Annotated in this window: 21 protein-coding genes; 15 read left to right on the top strand and 6 right to left on the bottom strand. The window is 63.1% G+C overall.

Annotated elements, in window-relative coordinates; translation table 11 throughout:
* Positions 1-2 precede the first annotated feature (2 nt).
* Entirely contained in the window at positions 3-386 is a 384-nt protein-coding gene (locus AC4HIX_RS14860; RefSeq protein WP_490399565.1) for a hypothetical protein, read from the bottom strand.
* Positions 387-495: 109 nt separating this feature from the next.
* Between AC4HIX_RS14860 and AC4HIX_RS14855 the strand changes: the two genes are divergently transcribed.
* The 9 genes from AC4HIX_RS14855 (at position 496) to AC4HIX_RS14815 (ending at position 8,535) form a co-directional block, all read left to right on the top strand.
* Positions 496-1,233 (top strand): cytochrome c biogenesis CcdA family protein, encoded by a 738-nt coding sequence (locus AC4HIX_RS14855; protein ID WP_490399519.1) that lies wholly within the window; start codon positions 496-498, stop codon positions 1,231-1,233.
* A gap of 19 nt (positions 1,234-1,252) precedes the next feature.
* Entirely contained in the window at positions 1,253-1,834 is a 582-nt protein-coding gene (locus AC4HIX_RS14850; RefSeq protein ID WP_490399518.1) for a thioredoxin family protein, read from the top strand.
* 127 nt (positions 1,835-1,961) lie between these two features.
* On the top strand, positions 1,962-2,438 hold the full coding sequence (gene soxX, locus AC4HIX_RS14845; protein WP_490399517.1) for a sulfur oxidation c-type cytochrome SoxX: 477 nt from the start codon (positions 1,962-1,964) through the stop codon (positions 2,436-2,438).
* Positions 2,439-2,496: 58 nt separating this feature from the next.
* Positions 2,497-2,913, top strand: a complete 417-nt coding sequence (soxY, locus tag AC4HIX_RS14840; RefSeq protein ID WP_475051397.1) for a thiosulfate oxidation carrier protein SoxY — start codon at positions 2,497-2,499, stop codon at positions 2,911-2,913.
* A gap of 44 nt (positions 2,914-2,957) precedes the next feature.
* Positions 2,958-3,287 (top strand): thiosulfate oxidation carrier complex protein SoxZ, encoded by a 330-nt coding sequence (gene soxZ, locus AC4HIX_RS14835; protein ID WP_475051398.1) that lies wholly within the window; start codon positions 2,958-2,960, stop codon positions 3,285-3,287.
* Between the two features lie 75 nt (positions 3,288-3,362).
* The gene (gene soxA, locus AC4HIX_RS14830; protein WP_490399516.1) at positions 3,363-4,214 is read left to right on the top strand and encodes a sulfur oxidation c-type cytochrome SoxA; all 852 of its coding nucleotides are present in this window, start codon (positions 3,363-3,365) and stop codon (positions 4,212-4,214) included.
* A 99-nt stretch (positions 4,215-4,313) separates the two neighbouring features.
* Entirely contained in the window at positions 4,314-6,011 is a 1,698-nt protein-coding gene (soxB, locus tag AC4HIX_RS14825) for a thiosulfohydrolase SoxB (RefSeq protein ID WP_490399515.1), read from the top strand.
* Between the two features lie 117 nt (positions 6,012-6,128).
* Positions 6,129-7,400, top strand: coding sequence for a sulfite dehydrogenase (gene soxC, locus AC4HIX_RS14820; protein WP_490399514.1), 1,272 nt, complete (start codon positions 6,129-6,131; stop codon positions 7,398-7,400).
* On the top strand, positions 7,384-8,535 hold the full coding sequence (locus tag AC4HIX_RS14815; protein ID WP_490399513.1) for a c-type cytochrome: 1,152 nt from the start codon (positions 7,384-7,386) through the stop codon (positions 8,533-8,535). The genes soxC and AC4HIX_RS14815 overlap by 17 nt, the downstream gene beginning before the upstream one ends.
* 68 nt (positions 8,536-8,603) lie before the next feature.
* Here the strand turns inward: AC4HIX_RS14815 and AC4HIX_RS14810 are convergent, their stop codons facing one another.
* A complete protein-coding gene (locus tag AC4HIX_RS14810) occupies positions 8,604-10,043 on the bottom strand; it encodes a hypothetical protein (RefSeq protein ID WP_490399512.1) in 1,440 nt (479 codons plus the stop codon).
* 329 nt (positions 10,044-10,372) lie between these two features.
* Positions 10,373-11,380, bottom strand: a complete 1,008-nt coding sequence (locus AC4HIX_RS14805; RefSeq protein ID WP_490399511.1) for a GlxA family transcriptional regulator — start codon at positions 11,378-11,380, stop codon at positions 10,373-10,375.
* Positions 11,381-11,635: 255 nt separating this feature from the next.
* Between AC4HIX_RS14805 and AC4HIX_RS14800 the strand changes: the two genes are divergently transcribed.
* The 6 genes from AC4HIX_RS14800 (at position 11,636) to AC4HIX_RS14775 (ending at position 15,551) form a co-directional block, all read left to right on the top strand.
* Positions 11,636-12,268, top strand: coding sequence for an ATP-dependent Clp protease proteolytic subunit (locus AC4HIX_RS14800; RefSeq protein ID WP_058287204.1), 633 nt, complete (start codon positions 11,636-11,638; stop codon positions 12,266-12,268).
* A gap of 149 nt (positions 12,269-12,417) precedes the next feature.
* Positions 12,418-13,686, top strand: a complete 1,269-nt coding sequence (gene clpX, locus AC4HIX_RS14795; protein WP_490399510.1) for an ATP-dependent Clp protease ATP-binding subunit ClpX — start codon at positions 12,418-12,420, stop codon at positions 13,684-13,686.
* Between the two features lie 142 nt (positions 13,687-13,828).
* Positions 13,829-14,194 carry a RidA family protein gene (locus AC4HIX_RS14790; RefSeq protein WP_490399509.1) on the top strand — a complete coding sequence of 122 codons (366 nt, stop codon included), beginning with the start codon at positions 13,829-13,831 and terminating at the stop codon, positions 14,192-14,194.
* Positions 14,195-14,329: 135 nt separating this feature from the next.
* Positions 14,330-14,716 carry an NADH:ubiquinone oxidoreductase subunit NDUFA12 gene (locus AC4HIX_RS14785; protein WP_027237966.1) on the top strand — a complete coding sequence of 129 codons (387 nt, stop codon included), beginning with the start codon at positions 14,330-14,332 and terminating at the stop codon, positions 14,714-14,716.
* A 23-nt stretch (positions 14,717-14,739) separates the two neighbouring features.
* Entirely contained in the window at positions 14,740-15,192 is a 453-nt protein-coding gene (mlaD, locus tag AC4HIX_RS14780; RefSeq protein WP_490399508.1) for an outer membrane lipid asymmetry maintenance protein MlaD, read from the top strand.
* The gene (locus AC4HIX_RS14775) at positions 15,189-15,551 is read left to right on the top strand and encodes a DUF2155 domain-containing protein (protein WP_475051417.1); all 363 of its coding nucleotides are present in this window, start codon (positions 15,189-15,191) and stop codon (positions 15,549-15,551) included. The genes mlaD and AC4HIX_RS14775 overlap by 4 nt, the downstream gene beginning before the upstream one ends.
* Here AC4HIX_RS14775 and aat read toward each other — a convergent pair.
* The 3 genes from aat to accB form a co-directional block, all read right to left on the bottom strand.
* Positions 15,515-16,147, bottom strand: coding sequence for a leucyl/phenylalanyl-tRNA--protein transferase (gene aat / locus AC4HIX_RS14770; protein WP_490399507.1), 633 nt, complete (start codon positions 16,145-16,147; stop codon positions 15,515-15,517). The two genes, AC4HIX_RS14775 and aat, sit on opposite strands and share 37 nt — an antisense overlap.
* A 74-nt stretch (positions 16,148-16,221) precedes the next feature.
* Entirely contained in the window at positions 16,222-17,571 is a 1,350-nt protein-coding gene (accC, locus tag AC4HIX_RS14765; RefSeq protein ID WP_490399506.1) for an acetyl-CoA carboxylase biotin carboxylase subunit, read from the bottom strand.
* A 9-nt stretch (positions 17,572-17,580) separates the two neighbouring features.
* Positions 17,581-18,081 (bottom strand): acetyl-CoA carboxylase biotin carboxyl carrier protein, encoded by a 501-nt coding sequence (accB, locus tag AC4HIX_RS14760; RefSeq protein ID WP_490399505.1) that lies wholly within the window; start codon positions 18,079-18,081, stop codon positions 17,581-17,583.
* Positions 18,082-18,133 lie beyond the last annotated feature (52 nt).

Here is an 18,133-nt window from a genome sequence, read left to right as displayed (position 1 = left end):
GGTCAGCTGCCGCCCTTTGAGTTCGTATTATCAACAAACCCTGTATGGGCGCTTAGCAAATCTGCAAGCAAAGGCCAAAAAAAATCTTCACCCGGGTAGCCTTCGAGGCGGGCGCGCTCCTGTCCGTCTTCGACCACCAGGAAGGTCGGTGTGAACATGACCCTGCGGGTAACTTGCAGATCATCGGGCAGGGCGCGCAGATCCACCCGGCGCAAGGGCGCGTATTTGCCCTCAGCCGTTTTGGGGTAGATCGGGGCGATCTCCGCGTTCCAGCGGGCGCACCACTCGCAGCCCGGCTGTTCGACCATAACCAGTTCCGCCGCCCAGGCGGGCAGCGTTGCAAAGGCTATGGCCGCAGCTGCAGCCAAATGCCGGAAGGAGCGCATGCGTTTCATTCCATCTGTTGACGGTACCGTTAGAAACAACATAATTCGAATATGTGAATGACACAAGCCGGGCCCGGATAACGTTCGCGTAGGGCCTTTTGGGGGTGCGATGCTCGAAATTACCCTGTTTGGCGCCTTGATCGCAGGTTTGCTGAGCTTTTTCACCCCCTGCATTTTGCCGATGGTGCCGTTTTACCTGTCCTACATGGGCGGGTTGTCGATGGCAGAGCTGCGCGGAGACGGCGCGATCGCCGTGGGTGCGCAGCGGCGGCTGCTGGTGTCGGCTGTGTGTTTTGCCGCCGGGGTCACGACCGTGTTCATGCTGATGGGCATGGGGGCAACCGCGCTGGGGCAATTGTTCGGGCAGTATCTGGAGGTTCTGTCCTACGGCGCGGCGGCGCTGCTGCTGCTGTTCGGGCTGCATTTTCTGGGCGTGGTGAAGATCCCGCTTCTGTACCGCGAGGCGCGGATGGAGAGCAGCGCGGAGCCGTCCACAGTTTTGGGTGCCTATCTGATGGGACTGGCGTTCGGGTTCGGCTGGACGCCTTGCGTCGGGCCGGCGCTGGCGTCGATCCTGATGATCGCCTCCGGCATGGGTGACATCTGGCGCGGCGGGGTGCTGCTGCTGGTCTACGGGCTGGGCATGACGGCGCCCTTTGTGGTCGCGGCGCTGTTTGCCAAACCGTTCCTGGGTTGGGTCGCGCGCCACCGCAGCGCCTTTGCCTGGGTGGAAAAGGGCATGGGCGCGATGCTGGTTCTGTTTGCGGTGCTGATCGCCACCGGCGGGGTGCGGCTGATCGCTGAGGCGATGATCCGCTGGGTGCCGGGGTTCAGCGCAATCGGTTAAGTGAGGTTTGGAGGTCAACATGCTGAGAAATATTGCGAAAGTGTTAATGGCCGTGGTTCTGGCCGGGCCGCTGGCAGCGGCGGAGCTGGGCGACGACGGGCTGCACAAGACGTCGTGGATGCGGGACACCTTCAAGGACCTGCGCGAGGACCTGGAGGAGGCCAACGGCGAGGGCAAACGGCTGGCGCTGATCTTTGAGCAGCGCGGTTGCGTCTACTGCACCAAGATGCATGAGGAGATCTTTCCCCGGCCGGAGATCAACCAGTATATTGAGGACAATTTCTTTGTCGTGCAGCTGAACCTTTACGGCGACGTGGAGGTCACCGACTTTGATGGCGAGACGCTGGCGGAGAAGGACATGGCCCGCAAATGGGGGGTGCTGTTCACGCCGACGATTCTGTTCCTGCCCGAAGAGGTGGGGGACAATGCCACTGCACCCGAGGCCGCGGTGGCGATCATGCCTGGCGCATTTGGCGCGGGAACCACGCAGGACATGTTTACATGGGTCAATGAAAAGCGCTATGCGCTTGATAACGGGGAAGATTTCCAGCGCTATCACGCGCGCCGCATTCAGGAGCGCAACAATGGGTCCACAGACTGACGATTTGCGCATCATCTACAAAAATTCACAATAATGAATTTGTTGTTGCGTAGCGGGGGCGCTGTGCCCTACGGTATGCAAAGCTAAGCAAGCCGCCCGGTAAAAGCGGCAGCCAATGGGAGGAAACATGAAGCTTACATCTCTGACACTGGCGCTAAGCCTGGCCGGGACTGCGGCTTTGGCCGGGGAGGTTGCTCCGAAGGCGGTGGAGTATGGCGAGTCGGGTGAGGTTGCTGCCTCGCTGACCGGCGTGGCTGGCGATGCGGCCAGCGGGGCGGTGATTGCCGGCACCAAGTCCAAGGGCAACTGTGTGGCCTGCCACCAGGTGACAGCCCTGGCGGATGTGCCGTTCCATGGCGAAATCGGCCCGTCGCTGGATGGCGCCGGCGACCGCTGGACCGAGGAAGAGCTGCGCGGCCTGATCGCCAATGCAAAGATGACATTCGAGGACACGATGATGCCGGCCTTCTACAAGGTCGAAGGCTTCATCCGCCCGGGCGATGCCTATACCGGCGAGGCCGGGACTGAGCCGCTGCCGCCGATCCTGACGGCGCAGGAGATCGAGGATGTGGTCGCGTTCCTCGCGACGCTGAAAGAAGAGTAAGGCACGGGCGGGGGGCGTCCCGCGCTCCGCACCGATGTGAATTCAAAGGAGAGATATGATGGAGTTCTCACGCCGTGAGACCCTGGCGATGGGCCTGGGCGCTGCCGTGGTTACCGTGCTGCCGTTCCGTGCGACTGCGGCGGCGGATGACCGGATCGCCGCCTTTACCGGCGGTGCCGATATGGCCGAAGGGGGCGTGACCCTGACCGCGCCCGAGATTGCCGAAAACGGCAACACCGTTCCCGTTTCGGTCGAGGCGCCGGGCGCCACCGCGATCCTGGTGCTGGCCACCGGCAACCCGGAACCGGGTGTGGCCACCTTCAACTTCGGCCCTGGCGCAGCGCAGCAGTCGGCCTCGACCCGGATCCGCCTGGCAGGCACCCAGGACGTGGTTGCGGTTGCCAAGATGGCAGACGGCTCCTTTGCCAAGGCCAGCGCCACCGTCAAAGTCACCATCGGCGGCTGCGGCGGCTGAGGCCGCCCGCTCCCTGAACGGAATTCCTAAGGAGAATTAAAGACATGGCATCCGGTGTTAAACCCCGCGTCAAGGTCCCGAAAACCGCTGCCGCCGGTGAGGCGGTCACCATCAAGACGCTGATCAGCCACAAGATGGAAAGCGGCCAGCGCAAGGACAAGGAAGGCAACCTGATCCCGCGCTCGATCATCAACCGCTTCACCTGCGAGTTCAACGGCACCATGGTGCTGGACGTCGCGATGGAGCCCGCGATCTCCACCAACCCGTATTTCGAGTTCGACGCGACCGTGCCGGAAGCGGGCGAGTTCGTCTTTACCTGGTATGACGACGACGGCTCCGTCTACGACACCAAGAAGAAAATCGCCATCGGCTGATCCGTTCCGGATCTTCAGGCACGCGTCCTGTCCGGTTCGCGCCGGGCAGGGCAGGCACCCAAGGGAGGAAAAGGAATGAACAAAAAGGCAATCACAGCAATTGCCGCGGTGCTGGCGCTGCCGGTGGCAGCGGGCGCAGGCCCCGATGACGACAAGCTGGTGGTCAACGAGGAAATCGAGATGGTCACCAAGGCAGCGGCGCCCGCCCATGTGGCGGATGTGCTGGATGAGGTGATGTCGGGCTGGCACTTCCGCTCCGACGAGACGCAGGCCCTGCAGATGGATGACTTCGAGAACCCGGCGATGGTGTTTGTCGATCAGGCGCAGGAAGCCTGGGACACTGCCGACGGCTCCGAGGGCAAGTCCTGCGCGTCGTGCCACGGCGATGTCGAAGAAAGCATGGCGGGCGTCCGCGCGGTCTATCCCAAGTGGAACGAAGAGGCAGGCGAAGTCCGCACCTTGAACATGCAGATCAACGACTGCCGCGAAAACCAGATGGGCGCCGAGAAGTGGAAATACTCCGGCGGCAAGATGGCCGCGATGGAAGCTTTGATTTCGGTCCAGTCCCGCGGGATGCCGGTGAACGTGGCCATCGACGGCCCGGTCCAGGCGACCTGGGAGAAGGGCAAGGAGATGTATTACACGCGCACCGGCCAGCTGGAGCTGTCCTGCGCGAATTGCCATGAGGACAACTATGGCAACATGATCCGCGCCGACCACCTGAGCCAGGGCCAGATCAACGGCTTCCCGGTGTACCGTCTGAAGAACACCAAGCTGAACACCGCGCATGCGCGCTTTAAGGGCTGCGTGCGCGACACCCGCGCCGAGACCTACAAGCCGGGCTCTGCGGAATTTGTCGCGCTGGAACTCTATGTCGCCTCGCGCGGCAACGGGCTGTCGGTCGAAGCTCCTTCCGTCCGCAACTGATCTTTGCGCCCCGCGCCTGTTTCCAGGTGCGGGGCGTGTCTCTTCTAAAACATTCATTCACGTGAATATGTCGCGTGAGCATACAGGATACCGGTACACATGATCTCGCGCCGCGATTTTCTGCAGGTTTCCATGGCCGCCTCGGCCATGGTGGGGGCGTCAGGCTTTGGCAATTGGGCGCGGCTGGCTGCGCAGCAGTCGCTGAGCCAGGACCAGCTGCTGGAGTTTGACACCTTTGGCAACATCAGCCTGATCCATGTGACCGATATTCACGGGCAGCTTAAGCCGATCTATTTCCGCGAGCCGTCGATCAATCTGGGGGTTGGCGAGAACAAGGGCCATGTGCCCCACATCACCGGCGCCGACTTCCGCAAGGCCTATGGCGTCGCTGACGGCAGCCCCTCGGCCTATGCGCTGACCTATGATGATTTCTCGGCGCTGGCCGCCATGTACGGCCGAGTCGGCGGGATGGACCGGGTGGCGACGATCATCAACGCCATCCGTGCCGACCGTCCCGATGCGCTGCTGTTTGACGGCGGCGATACCTGGCATGGCTCCTACACCTGCCATCACACGCAAGGCCAGGACATGGTCAACGTGATGAACGCGCTGAAGCCGGATGCGATGACCTTTCACTGGGAGTTCACGCTGGGCAGCGACCGGGTGAACGAGATTGTCGAGGGCCTGCCCTTTGCCGCGCTTGGCCAGAACATCTTTGATGCGGAATGGGATGAGCCGGCAGAGCTGTTTAAGCCCTACAAGTTCTTTGAGCGCGGCGGCGCCAAGGTGGCGGTGATCGGCCAGGCCTTCCCCTATATGCCGATCGCCAACCCGCGCTGGATGTTCCCGGAGTACTCCTTCGGCATCCGTGACGAGAACATGCAGATGATGGTGGATGAGGTCCGCGCCGCGGGCGCGGATCTGGTGGTGGTGCTGAGCCACAACGGTTTCGACGTCGACAAGAAGATGGCCGGCAAGGTGCAGGGCATCGACGTAATCCTGTCGGGCCACACCCACGACGCGCTGCCGGAGCCGGTGCTGGTGGGCAAAACCCATATCATCGCGTCCGGTTCCAATGGCAAGTTCGTCTCCCGCGTCGATCTGGATGTGCGTGACGGCCAGCTGATGGGGCTGCGGCACAAGCTGATCCCGGTGTTCTCGGACGTGATTGCGCCGGACCCGGCGGTGGCGCAGCTGATCGAGGCCGAACGCGCGCCCTACAAGACGCAGCTGGAGGAGGTGATAGGCCAGACCGATACGCTGCTGTACCGCCGCGGCAACTTCAACGGCACCTGGGACGACCTGATCTGCGATGCGCTGCTGAGCGAGCGCGAAGCGGATATCGCCATGTCGCCCGGCGTGCGCTGGGGCCCGTCGCTGGTGCCGGGGGACGACATCACCCGCGAGGATATCTGGAACGTGACCTCGATGTCCTACGGCGAGGCCTACCGGAGCGAGATGACAGGCGAGTTCATCAAGGTGATCCTGGAGGACGTTGCCGACAACATCTTCAACCCCGATCCCTATTACCAGCAGGGCGGCGACATGGTGCGGATCGGCGGCATGGGCTACCGGATCGACATCACCAAGCCGCAGGGCGAGCGGATCAGCGAGATGACGCTGCTGAAAACGGGCGAGGCGATCGACCCGGCGAAGTCCTATGTGGTGGCCGGCTGGGCCAGTGTGAATGAAGGCACCGAGGGACCGATGATCTGGGACGTGGTCGAGGACCATATCCGCAAGCTGGGCACCGTGAGCCTGAATCCGAATACCTCCGTGCAGGTGGCGGGCGCCTAATCAGCGCCTGCCCCGGCAGGGGCAGATCACACCCGCCCTGGCGGCGGGCAGACCGAAAAAATTTTGCGCAGTTGAATTCACGAACGTGAATTTATCTATGTAAGGAGGCAAAGAAAAATGAGTGACGACGCCAAGAGCCTGGCGCCTTCGCGCCGCCAGTTCCTGACCGGGGCGGCAGCGGCTGGCGCAGGGGCAGTGGCGGCCGGGGCTGCTAAGGCAGCAACACCCGATCCGCTGATCACCGAAGTGCAGGAGTGGGCCAGCGGTCTGGGCGAGGGGGTGGATGCCACGCCCTATGGCCTTCCGATCAAATACGAAAGCGACGTGGTGCGCCGCAACGTGGAGTGGCTGACGGCGGACACCATCAGTTCGATCAATTTCACCCCGATCCATGCGCTGGACGGGACGATCACGCCGCAGGGGTGTGCGTTCGAGCGTCATCATTCGGGCGCCATCGAGCTGCGCAAGGAAGACTATCGGCTGATGATCAATGGTCTGGTCGATACGCCGCTGGTGTTCACTTACGAAGACCTGGAGCGTTTCCCGCGTGAGAACCGCGTCTATTTCTGCGAATGCGCGGCGAATTCCGGCATGGAGTGGGCCGGCGCGCAGCTCAATGGCGCGCAGTTCACCCACGGGATGATCCACAATATGGAATACTCCGGCGTGTCCCTGCGGACGCTGCTGGAGGAAGCAGGCGTCAAGCCCGAGGGCAAATGGGTCTATGTGGAAGGCGCGGATGCGTCCTCCAACGGCCGTTCGATCCCGCTGGAGAAGGCGATGGACGACGTGCTGGTCGCCTTCAAGGCCAATGGCGAGGCGCTGCGCAAGGAGCATGGCTATCCCGTCCGCCTGGTGGTGCCGGGCTGGGAAGGCAACATGTGGGTCAAATGGCTGCGCCGGGTCGAGGTCATGGACCAGCCGGTCGAAAGCCGCGAGGAGACCTCGAAGTACACCGACACGCTGGCCAATGGCGTCAGCCGCAAGTGGACCTGGGAGATGGATGCGAAATCCGTCGTCACCAGCCCCAGCCCGCAGGCGCCCATCAAGCATGGCGCGGGGCCGCTGGTGATCACCGGTCTGGCCTGGTCGGGCCGCGGCACGATCACCGGAGTGGATGTGTCGCTGGACGGCGGCAAAACCTGGGCCGAGGCGCGGCTGGCGGCGCCGGGAACGGACAAGGCGCTGACCCGGTTCTACCTGGATATCAACTGGGACGGCTCCGAGATGCTGCTGCAGAGCCGGGCCAAGGATTCTTCCGGCTATGTGCAGCCCACCAAGGCGCAGCTGCGCGAGGTGCGGGGCTTGAATTCGATCTATCACAACAACGCCATCCAGACCTGGTGGGTCAAGGCAAACGGGGAGGCGGAAAATGTCGAGGTTTCCTAACAGGCTGAACAACCGAGCAGAGGGCAGCGCCCGGCCGCGGGCGGAAAGCGAAGCGCCCGCCCATGGGGGCGGACAGGCGCTGCCCGGCCTGCCGGCCGGGCGGAACTTTCTATTGGCTGTATCGCTGGCGGCTCTGGGTGCTGGGCCTGTTGCGGCGGAGAAATTCGGCCTGGGCCGTCCGGCCTTGCCGGAGGAAATCGCGGCCTGGGATCTGGACGTGGCGCCGGATGGCACCGGCTTGCCTGCGGGCTCGGGCGATGTGTTCACCGGCGAGGAGGTCTTTGCCGAGAAATGCGCGGTCTGCCATGGCGATTTTGCCGAGGGCGTGGGCAACTGGCCCAAGCTGGCAGGCGGGCAGGGCACGCTGGACCATGAGGACCCGCTGAAGACGGTGGGCAGCTACTGGCCCTACTTGTCGACTACCTGGGATTACGTGAACCGGTCGATGCCTTTCGGCGATGCGCAGTCGCTGACGCCGGACGAGGTCTATGCCATCGTGGCCTATATCCTCTATTCCAACGATCTGGTGGATGACGAGTTCGTTCTTTCGGACGAGACCTTCATGCAGGTCGAGCTTCCGAATGCGGATGGTTTCATTCTGGATGACCGGCTGGAGGCGGAGAAGCACTTCTGGAACCCGGAGCCTTGCATGGAGAACTGCAAGGAAAACGTCGAGATCACCATGCGCGCCCTGGTGCTGGATGTGACGCCGGAGGAGGAAAGCGCAGAAGCGCCTGCCGGAGCGGCGGCCGCACAGGAAGCAGCAGCGGAAGAGGCGGTTGAAGAACCTGTTGAAACTGCTGCGGTTCTTGACCCGGAGCTGGTGGCCAAGGGTGAGAAGACCTTCAAGAAGTGCAAGGCCTGCCACCAGGTCGGCGAGGGCGCCAAGTCCAAGACCGGGCCGATCCTGAACGGCATTGTCGGTGCGCCGGCGGGGCATGAGGAAGGCTTCCGCTATTCCAAGGCGATGAAGGCCGCGGCGGAAGGTGGGCTGGTCTGGGATGAAGCTGAGCTGGCGGCCTTTCTGGCCAAGCCCAAGAAGTACATGAAGGGCACCAAGATGTCCTTTGCCGGGCTGAAAAAGGAAAGCGATATCGAGGCGGTGATCGCCTATCTGCAGTCCTATTCACAGTAAGCAGCAGCCCTGAAGGGTGTTGAAAAAGGGCGCTAAAGGCGCCCTTTTTCACTTGGGAGCCGGACCTTTTATTGCTGCGGCGGGAACACAAGGACGCTTGCGCCCTTGAAACGTTCCAGCCGGGCTTGCGGCTGCGGCTCCGGCGCGGGGCTGCGCAGGTCTGGCGGCAGATGGGCGCAGGTTTCGGGAGCTGTCCCGCAGAGGGAGACTTGGCGCCCGGTCAGAAGCTCCAGCCGGCTGGCCAGGCTGCTGGCCCGGTGAAGGCCTGCCTTGCGCGCTGCCGGGTGGTCCAGAATGCTGCCAGTGGCGTAGACCGGCCCCGGTTGCGCGGCAATGGCGGCGGCCATCGCGCGGGTCTCGTGCTGCCAGTCGCGAAAACGGGTGAATTGCACCGCGGTCTGCACCAGGTAGCTGAGCGCAACCAGCAGCACCGCATTGCGCGCCAGCCGCCCCGGCAGGCCAGGGCCGCGGCTGAGTTCCTGCGCGGCGCGCACGATCAGAACCGCATAGAGGATCCAAGTGAAATGAAAGGCCCGCACCGGGATTGTCACGCCCAGTTTCAGCACCTGCAGGGCCATCAGGGCCATCCCTGCCGCAAGCGCGGTCCAGAGGTACAGCGCTTCGAGCGGCTGGCGGCGCAGCAGCACTGCTGTGGCAGCACTCATCAGGCACAGGTGAAACAGCAGAACCGGCGTGGACTGGAAGCTGAGCTTGCCGAGCAGGACCGACAGTGTTTCTTGCAGCAGCGGCAGATGCGGCCACATCCCTGCCAGATCCCGCGCCGGGTCGGGGCTGCGGGCGGGGTCCAGCGGGATGCCAAAGACACCGTGAGCCTGCCAGTTCAGGGTATAGACCGCCAGCACGGCAGCGGCGAAACTGGCCCCGAACAGGATCACCAGACCGGTGAGATCCCGCAGCGAGCGCTGACGGGTGCTGATCAGGCAGATCGCGAACAGGATCAGCGGGAAGGTGGTGTAGGCGGTGAACGCAAGCAGCGTGAACGGCGGCAGCAGCCAGCGCAGCGCGGCTTGTGACAGCACAAGGGCGAGGCAGGCAAACAGCGCCAGCACCGCAAACCCGGGGATGAGAGTGCTGGACCAGGGCGCCATCAGAAACACCGGTGGAGCGGGCAGCAGAGTCAGAGCCAGGACAATGGTAAACCATCTGCGGTTGCCGGGCGGGGTTGCGGCGGTGGCAATAGCGGCGGCGGTCACACCCCACAGGATTTGGAACAGAACGAAATTCAGCCAGGCCGGCGTGACGACGCCGCGCAGGTGCCACAGGTAGTTGAGCCAGCGGCCTTCGGTCAGAGTTTTCTGCCAAAACCCTTCGGGCTGGGCCAACAGGGCTGGATAGTCGTCGTAACGGACTATCGGGTCCGCAAGGTTCCCCGCCGACACGGCGAGCAGCACCGGGACCGCCACGGCACCAGCAGTTAAGAACGTGCTTATGCTGCTGCCCGCCGCGCGTCTGTCTTGCGGCAGGTCGGTGACTGGGAAACGGCGCATGGAATACCTGATTGGTTAATGAAATTAAGTCGCTCCGTTTCCTGAAATGGGTGGAGGGGGAGCGGGGTTATTAAAGGGCAGCTAAAAAGTACTATCCGGCCGATCCGGCTGCTGGGGGCTTGTGCCGGACTGCAGATTCCAGCAGGTGTGGTGTCTTCTTCTTGATCTCCTTTGGCGTGTGGCTGGGGATAGAGGAAAAATCAGGCAAATATGTGGCTGGTGCTACCGTGGATTGAGAACGCAAGTAAGCGTTGCACCGCGGCATCACTGCAGTGCGCCGCCGGGGCGGGGCGCCTCAAGCTCAGCCGTTTCTTCGGGCAGAACGGCGCTCAGCTCCAGCCCTTGCGGAAGAAATGCGGGGAAGCGCCGAACTTGCGCTTGAACTGGCGCGAGAAATGGGTGGCGGAGTTGAAGCCCGAGGCCAGCGCGATTTCGGTGACGGACATCGAGGTTTCATTCATCAGCGCAAAGGCGTGGCTCAGGCGCATGTCGAAATAGACGTGCATCGGGCTTTGGTTCAGATAGCGTGAGAACAGCCGTTCCAGCTGGCGGCGGGAGATGTCGAGCCGGTCGCACAGCTCGCCGATGGACAGCGGTTCCTCGATCGATTCCTGCATCAGCTGCAGCGCATTCAGCAGGCGCTGGTTGCGGCTGCCGATGGCCACCGCATAGTTCGATTTCTGCGGCGCCGCCTGGCCGCCGGAGCGCACGTGCAGGCACATGTCGGCGACGATGATCGCCAGCTGCTTGCCGTGGCGCTCTTCGATCAGGTGCAGCATCATGTCGGTTGCGGCATTGCCGCCGCCGCAGGTCATCAGTGGGCCGGAGATTTCGAAGATATTGGGCGAGGGCTCCAGGTTCGGATAGCTTTCCAGAAAGCCCGGCTGGTTTTCCCAGTGCAGGGTGAACTTGTGATTCTTGATCAGCCCGGCCTGGGCCAGCGCAAAGGCGCCGGTGCAGATGCCGCCGATGGAGCGGCCAAAGCGGCTCTCGCGGCGCAGCCAGTTCAGGGTGACCTCGCTGGCGGCGGCGTGCGGCTCGACGCCCGCACAGACAAAACCCAGCGAATCCGAAGGCAGCGGTTGCAGCGGGGTGTCCGGCGTCACCACCATGCCGTTGGAGCAGCGCACCGGCTGGCCGTCCTCTGTCATGATGTACCAGCGGTACAGCCTGGTGCCGGTCACCTGGTTGGCGATGCGCAAAGGTTCGATGGCAGCGGCCACGGGCAGCATCGTCGCCTTGGGCAGCAGCAGGAAATAGAAATCCTGCGGCTCGCCCTCGAACGGGATGGCGAGATTGGCGGCGGCGCCTTTCTGAACGAAACTGTCATCGGCCATGACGGGACCCCAGCGCAGCACCCGGGCAGCACAGCAGCCGGGTGGAATTCGGACTTGGTTTTGCTACCTAAGGCGCTGCCGCTGGCCGCAGCCCGAGAATAGCGACAGCGTTCCTGCGGATTGCGACACCGCACGCAGGTTTGCGGCAGCGTAAAATGCCCGCCGCCCCTTGCAGGTCAAATGGGGCGATACTAAGACTCGGGTAACACTCTGTCGGGTATGGTGCCGGACATAATTCAAAGCAGGCAGGTCGAAATGATTGATCCCAGAGAAACATACATGAACACCCTGGTCCCGATGGTGGTTGAGCAGACCAGCCGGGGCGAGCGGGCCTATGACATCTTTTCCCGCCTGCTGAAGGAGCGGATCATCTTTGTGAACGGGCCGGTTCACGATGGCATGAGCTCTTTGATCGTGGCGCAGCTGCTGCATCTTGAGGCGGAAAACCCGTCCAAGGAAATCTCGATGTACATCAACTCGCCCGGCGGCGTTGTGACCTCCGGCCTGTCGATCTATGACACCATGCAGTACATCAAGCCCAAGGTCTCGACCCTGGTGATCGGCCAGGCGGCGTCGATGGGTTCGCTGCTGCTGACCGCCGGCGAAAAGGGCATGCGCTTCAGCTTGCCGAACTCCCGCGTGATGGTGCACCAGCCCTCCGGCGGCTTCCAGGGCCAGGCGACCGATATCATGATCCACGCCGAAGAGACCCTGAAGCTGAAGAAGCGCCTGAACGAGATCTACGTCAAGCACACCGGCCAGGACTATGACACCGTGGTGAACGCGCTGGAGCGCGACAATTTCATGTCGCCGGAAGAGGCCAAGGAATTCGGTCTGATCGACGAGATCGTTGAAAACCGAGCCAAAGGCGATGACGAGCAGGCCTGACGCCTGATCTTGTGAACAGCGGTGCGCCCCGCGGTGAATTTGGGGCGCACTTTCACATTGTGGCGGCCTAAGCACTGGCTTAAGCTGGCAGAAAGATGAAATGCCCCGCAGCGCGGGTGCAGCGGACCGGGCGGACTGAAAGGTAGACCATGGCGACGAATTCAGGCGGCGACAGCAAAAACACCCTCTACTGCAGCTTCTGCGGCAAGAGCCAGCATGAAGTGCGCAAGCTGATCGCAGGCCCCACCGTATTCATTTGCGATGAATGCGTTGAACTGTGCATGGATATCATCCGTGAAGAGACCAAGGCCTCCGGGCTGAAAGCCACCGACGGGGTGCCTTCGCCCAAGGACATCTGCCAGGTGCTGGATGATTACGTGATCGGCCAAGCCACCGCTAAGCGGGTGCTGTCTGTTGCCGTGCACAACCATTACAAGCGTCTGAATCATGCGCAAAAAGCGGGTTCGGACATTGAACTGGCAAAGTCGAACATCCTGCTGATCGGCCCCACCGGCTGCGGCAAAACCCTGCTGGCCCAAACGCTGGCGCGGATCCTGGATGTGCCCTTTACCATGGCGGATGCCACCACGCTCACTGAGGCCGGTTACGTGGGTGAGGACGTGGAGAACATCATCCTGAAGCTGCTGCAGGCGTCGGAATACAACGTCGAGCGCGCGCAGCGCGGCATCGTCTATATCGACGAGGTCGACAAGATCACCCGCAAGTCGGAAAACCCCTCGATCACCCGCGACGTGTCGGGCGAGGGTGTGCAGCAGGCACTGCTGAAGCTGATGGAAGGCACAGTGGCTTCCGTTCCGCCGCAGGGCGGGCGCAAGCATCCGCAGCAGGAGTTCCTGCAGGTGGACACAACCAACATCCTGTTCATCTGCGGCGGCGCCTTTGCCGGCCTCGACAAAATCATCGCGCAGCGCGGCAAGGGCTCGGCGATGGGCTTTGGCGCGGATGTGCGCGACAACGACGACCGCGGCGTTGGTGAGATCTTCCAGGACCTGGAGCCGGAAGACCTGCTGAAATTCGGCCTGATCCCGGAATTCGTCGGCCGTCTGCCGGTTCTGGCGACGCTGGAGGACCTGGACGAGGACGCGCTGGTCACCATCCTGACCCAGCCGAAAAACGCCCTGGTCAAGCAGTACCAGCGCCTGTTCGAACTGGAAGACACCGAGCTGGACTTTACCGACGAGGCGCTGAAGGCGATTGCCCGCAAGGCGATCGAACGCAAGACCGGCGCCCGCGGCCTGCGCTCGATCATGGAGGACATCCTGCTGGATACAATGTTCGATCTGCCGGGCATGGACAGCGTGACCAAGGTGGTCGTGAACGAAGAGGCGGTGACCTCGGAAGCGCAGCCGCTGATGATCCACGCGGATGCCGAGAAAGAGCCGGCATCGGCCGGGTAACCGGATAGAGCTTGGTTCAAACGGCGCGGTTTCTTCCGCGCCGTTTGTTTTTTGGAGGACGGCTTGGCTTGGGGGCTCTGCCCCCGCAGCAGCACGCCGCTGCTCCCCCGGGATATTTTCAGCCAGAAGAAGGTAAAGGGCTATGATCAAACGGATTTCCTCCGGCGGTGAATTCGAGGCCAAGATCGGCTATTGCCGCGCCGTAGTTGCGGGCGGTTTTGTGCATGTGGCCGGAACGGTAGGGCAGGGCGAGGATGTGGTGGCGCAGTGCCGGTCGGCACTGGACACCATCGCTGCGGCGCTGGAGAAGGCAGGGGCCAGCTTTGCGGATGTGGTGCGGGTCAACTACTACCTGCCGGACGCGGCAGAGTTTGAGCCCTGCTGGCCGGTTCTGGCTGAGACCTTTGGCGCCAACCCGCCGGCGGCAACGATGATTGAGTGCAACCTGATCGATCCCAAGTTCCGCATCGAGATCGAGGTGACAGCGCTGGCACCGGCGGAAATCTGAGGCGCCGGATGCCCCGCAGACGGGGCTGAGGCAAAACTGCCCCTTCCCGCCGGGACTGCTCCAGCGAGGGCGCAAGCCACTGGACCTTGGCGGGAAATTGGGCCATATCAAGGTCGGAAAACTCCGGAGGCATCCATGGGAATCCTGAACACTCTTCTGCGCGCTGTGACCTGGTGGAACGGCTCCACCCTGAACACCCGGATCTTCACCGCCCGCAAGGGCATCAAGGTGGGGGAAGACGATCAGGGCAACGTGTTCTACCGCAATGCGGACGACAGCAAGCGCTGGGTGATGTTCAACGGCGAAGTGGAAGCCTCGCGCGTCAGCCCCGATTGGCACGGCTGGCTGCACCGTACCTTTGACGAGGTGCCGAGCGAGAAGCCGCTGAAACACAAGGCCTGGGAAAAGCCGCACCAGGAAAACCTGACCGGCACCATGATGGCCTATGCGCCGGCTGGCTCTATCCGCGCGGGCGGCGAGCCCAAGGAGCGCCGCGATTACGAGGCCTGGGTGCCTGAATAAACATCTGCCAGAAGGCTGGTTACATGTCCCACAATCCTACTGAAGTTTTTGCCGGCGGTGTTGTGCTGGCCGCCGCGGTTGCGTTTGCCGTTTATGCAGGGCAGGCGGCGGGCCTGTCGCGCGCCGGCGCCACCTATGACCTGAGCGCGTCTTTCCGATCGCTGGAGGGCGTCAGCGTCGGCACCGATGTGCGGCTGGCGGGCGTCAAGATCGGCACCGTGACCGGCGTCGATCTGAACCCCGAGACTTTCCGCGCCGATACCCGGTTTTCGGTGAAGCAAGGGATCGAAATCCCTGATGACAGCGCGGTGGTGATTTCTTCCGAAGGTTTGCTGGGCGGCAATTTCGTCGAGATTATGCCCGGCGGCTCTCAGTTTGCCTTTGAGGCAGGCGACGAGATCGAGGACACGCAAGGTGCGGTCAGCCTGATTTCGCTGCTGGTCAAATTCGTCGCAGGCGGCGGGGAAGAGTCGTGAAACGCCTGGCCGCAGCCCTGACAGCCGCTGTGCTGGCGCTGCCTGCGGTGGCGCAGGAGCAGGCGGCGCAAGGGACCGCAGCGGTGCTGCGGGCGCTGGACAAGGTCAACGGCCACAGCATGGATGCCGAAGTCGCCGTTGGCGCCAGTGCGGAGATGTTCGGAGTTCTGGTCACCGTGTCCGAATGCCGGTATCCGGCGGACAACCCGACAGGGGACGCCTTTGCCTATCTCACCGTGCGTAACCCCGATGACGGCGCGGTGCAGTTCGAGGGCTGGATGATCGCCTCCAGCCCGGCGCTGAACGCGCTGGACCACAGCCGTTACGATGTCTGGGTCATCCGCTGCAGCAGCAGCTGAGGCGAAGGCACCGCGGGGCGGGTGAAATCCGCATCCTGAGACAAGGCTTCCCGCAGCAGCGCGCGGTAGCGGGCGCGGCTGACCTCGATACCGCCGAGCGAGGCCAGATGCGGGGTCAGGAACTGGGTGTCGCATAAGGTGAATCCCGCCTGCACCAGCCGGTCGGTCAGATAGGTCAGCGCCACTTTGGAGGCGTCGCGGCGGCGCGAGAACATGCTTTCACCGAAGAACGCACCGCCCAGCGAGACGCCATAGGTGCCGCCGGACAGCACGCCCTGATGCCAGACCTCCAGTGAATGGGCGTTGCCCATCATGTGCAGTTCCAGATAGCGGTCACGGATTTCGGCGCTGATCCAGGTCTCGGCCCGGTCGGCGCAGCCGTCGACCACCCCGGCAAAGTCGCGGTTCACAGTGATTTCAAAGCCGCCGTTGCGGATGCGCTTGGCCAGGGAGCGGGAGATGCGGAAACCGTCCAGTGGCAGGATCCCGCGCCGCTTGGGATCGACCCAGAACACGTCCGGGTCGTCGCGGTGTTCGGCCATCGGGAAAACACCGGCGGAATAGGCGTGCAGCAGAAGGTCCGCAGTCAAGCTCATGGTGCTGGCAGTATAACGGGAAAATGCAGGGAAAAGTAAAACGGGGCGCCGCCAATGGCGCGCCCCGTCAGATGTCAGGCCGGCGTGTTCTCTTCCAGCCAGCGTTCCAGCCAGTGGATGCCGTAGTCGCCGGTGTGGATATCTTTCTCCTGCAACAGCGCATGGAACAGCGGCACGGTGGTGTCGATACCGTCGATGATCAGCTCGCCCAGGGCGCGGTTCAGGCGCGCCAGTGCTTCGGTCCGGTCGCGGCCGTGCACGATCAGCTTGCCGATCAGCGAGTCGTAGTAGGGCGGGATCGAATAGCCGTCATAGAGTGCCGAATCCATCCGGACACCCAGGCCGCCGGGGGCGTGGTACTGGGTGATCTTGCCCGGGCAGGGGGCAAAGTTCGGCAGTTTCTCGGCGTTGATCCGCACTTCGATGGCGTGGCCGTTGATCTCCAGGTCGTCCTGGGTGAACGACATCGGCAGGCCTTCGGCTACCCGGATCTGCTCGCGCACCAGGTCGACACCGAAGATCGCTTCGGTCACCGGGTGCTCCACCTGCAGGCGGGTGTTCATCTCGATGAAGTAGAACTCGCCGTCTTCATACAGAAACTCGACGGTGCCGGCGCCGGAATAGCCCATCTTGCCAATTGCGTCGGCACAGATTTTACCGATCCTGGCGCGCTCTTCCGGGGTGATGCAGGGGCCGGGGGCCTCCTCGAACACCTTCTGGTGGCGGCGCTGCAGGGAGCAGTCGCGCTCAGCCAGGTGGATACCGGTGCCCTTGCCGTCGCCAAAGACCTGGACTTCGATGTGACGCGGCTTCTGGAGGTATTTCTCCATGTAGACTTCGTCATTGCCGAAGGCGGCCTTGGCCTCGGAGCGGGCGGTGGAGAAGGCTGAGGTCAGCTCTTTCTCGTCCTTGGCCACCTTCATGCCGCGGCCGCCGCCGCCGGCGGTGGCCTTGATGATGACCGGGTAGCCCATGTCCTTGGCGGCCTTTTTGGCCGCGGCAATGTCGGGCACGCCGCCGTCGGACCCGGGAACCACCGGAATGCCGAGGTTCTTGGCGGTTTCCTTGGCGGTGATCTTGTCACCCATGATGCGGATATGTTCGGCCGAGGGGCCGATGAACGTCAGCCCGTGGTCCTCGATGATCTGCACGAAGTTGGCGTTTTCCGACAGGAAGCCGTAGCCCGGGTGGATCGCCTGGGCGCCGGTGATTTCGCACGCCGAGATGATGGCGGGAATCGACAGGTAGCTTTGCGCGCCGGACGGCGGGCCGATGCAGACCGATTCATCGGCCATGCGCACGTGCATCGCGTCGGCGTCGGCGGTGGAATGCACCGCGACCGACTTGATGCCCATTTCCCGGCAGGCACGGATCACGCGCAGAGCGATCTCGCCGCGGTTGGCAATCAGGATCTTGTCAAACATGGCAGATCCTTATTCGATGATGACCAGGGGCGACCCGAATTCAACGGCAGCGCCATCTTCGACCAGGATGCGCTTCACGGTGCCTGCCTTGGGCGCCGGGATGTGGTTCATGGTCTTCATCGCCTCGACGATCAGCAGGGTGTCGCCTTCGCTGACTTGCTTGCCCACAGAGATAAACGCGGGCGCGCCCGGCTCAGCCTGCAGGTACACGGTGCCGACCATCGGCGAGGTCACGGCGCCGGGGTGGCTGGCCGGATCGTCGTTGGCGGCGGCAGGCGCGGCTGCGGCAGCCGGAGCTGCAGCGGCAGCAACCGGGGCGGGGGCGGCGGCGGGCACTGCCATCTGCACCGGCGCGGCAGCCATCGCGGTCTGGCGCGAGACGCGGACATTGAGGCTGTCCTCCTCGCCGTATTCCCGCTTGACCTGCAATTCGGTCAGATCGTTTTCGCGCAGCAGTTCCGCCAGCGCCTTGATGAATGCCACATCCGCTTCGTGAGATTTGTTCGTCATTTTGTCCTCAAGCCGGTTCCGACACGCCCGCCCAGGCCCATGAGGCCCGGCA

The sequence above is a fragment of the Leisingera sp. genome, assembly GCF_982940295.1.
This window is presented reverse-complemented; position numbering and strand designations above follow the sequence as displayed.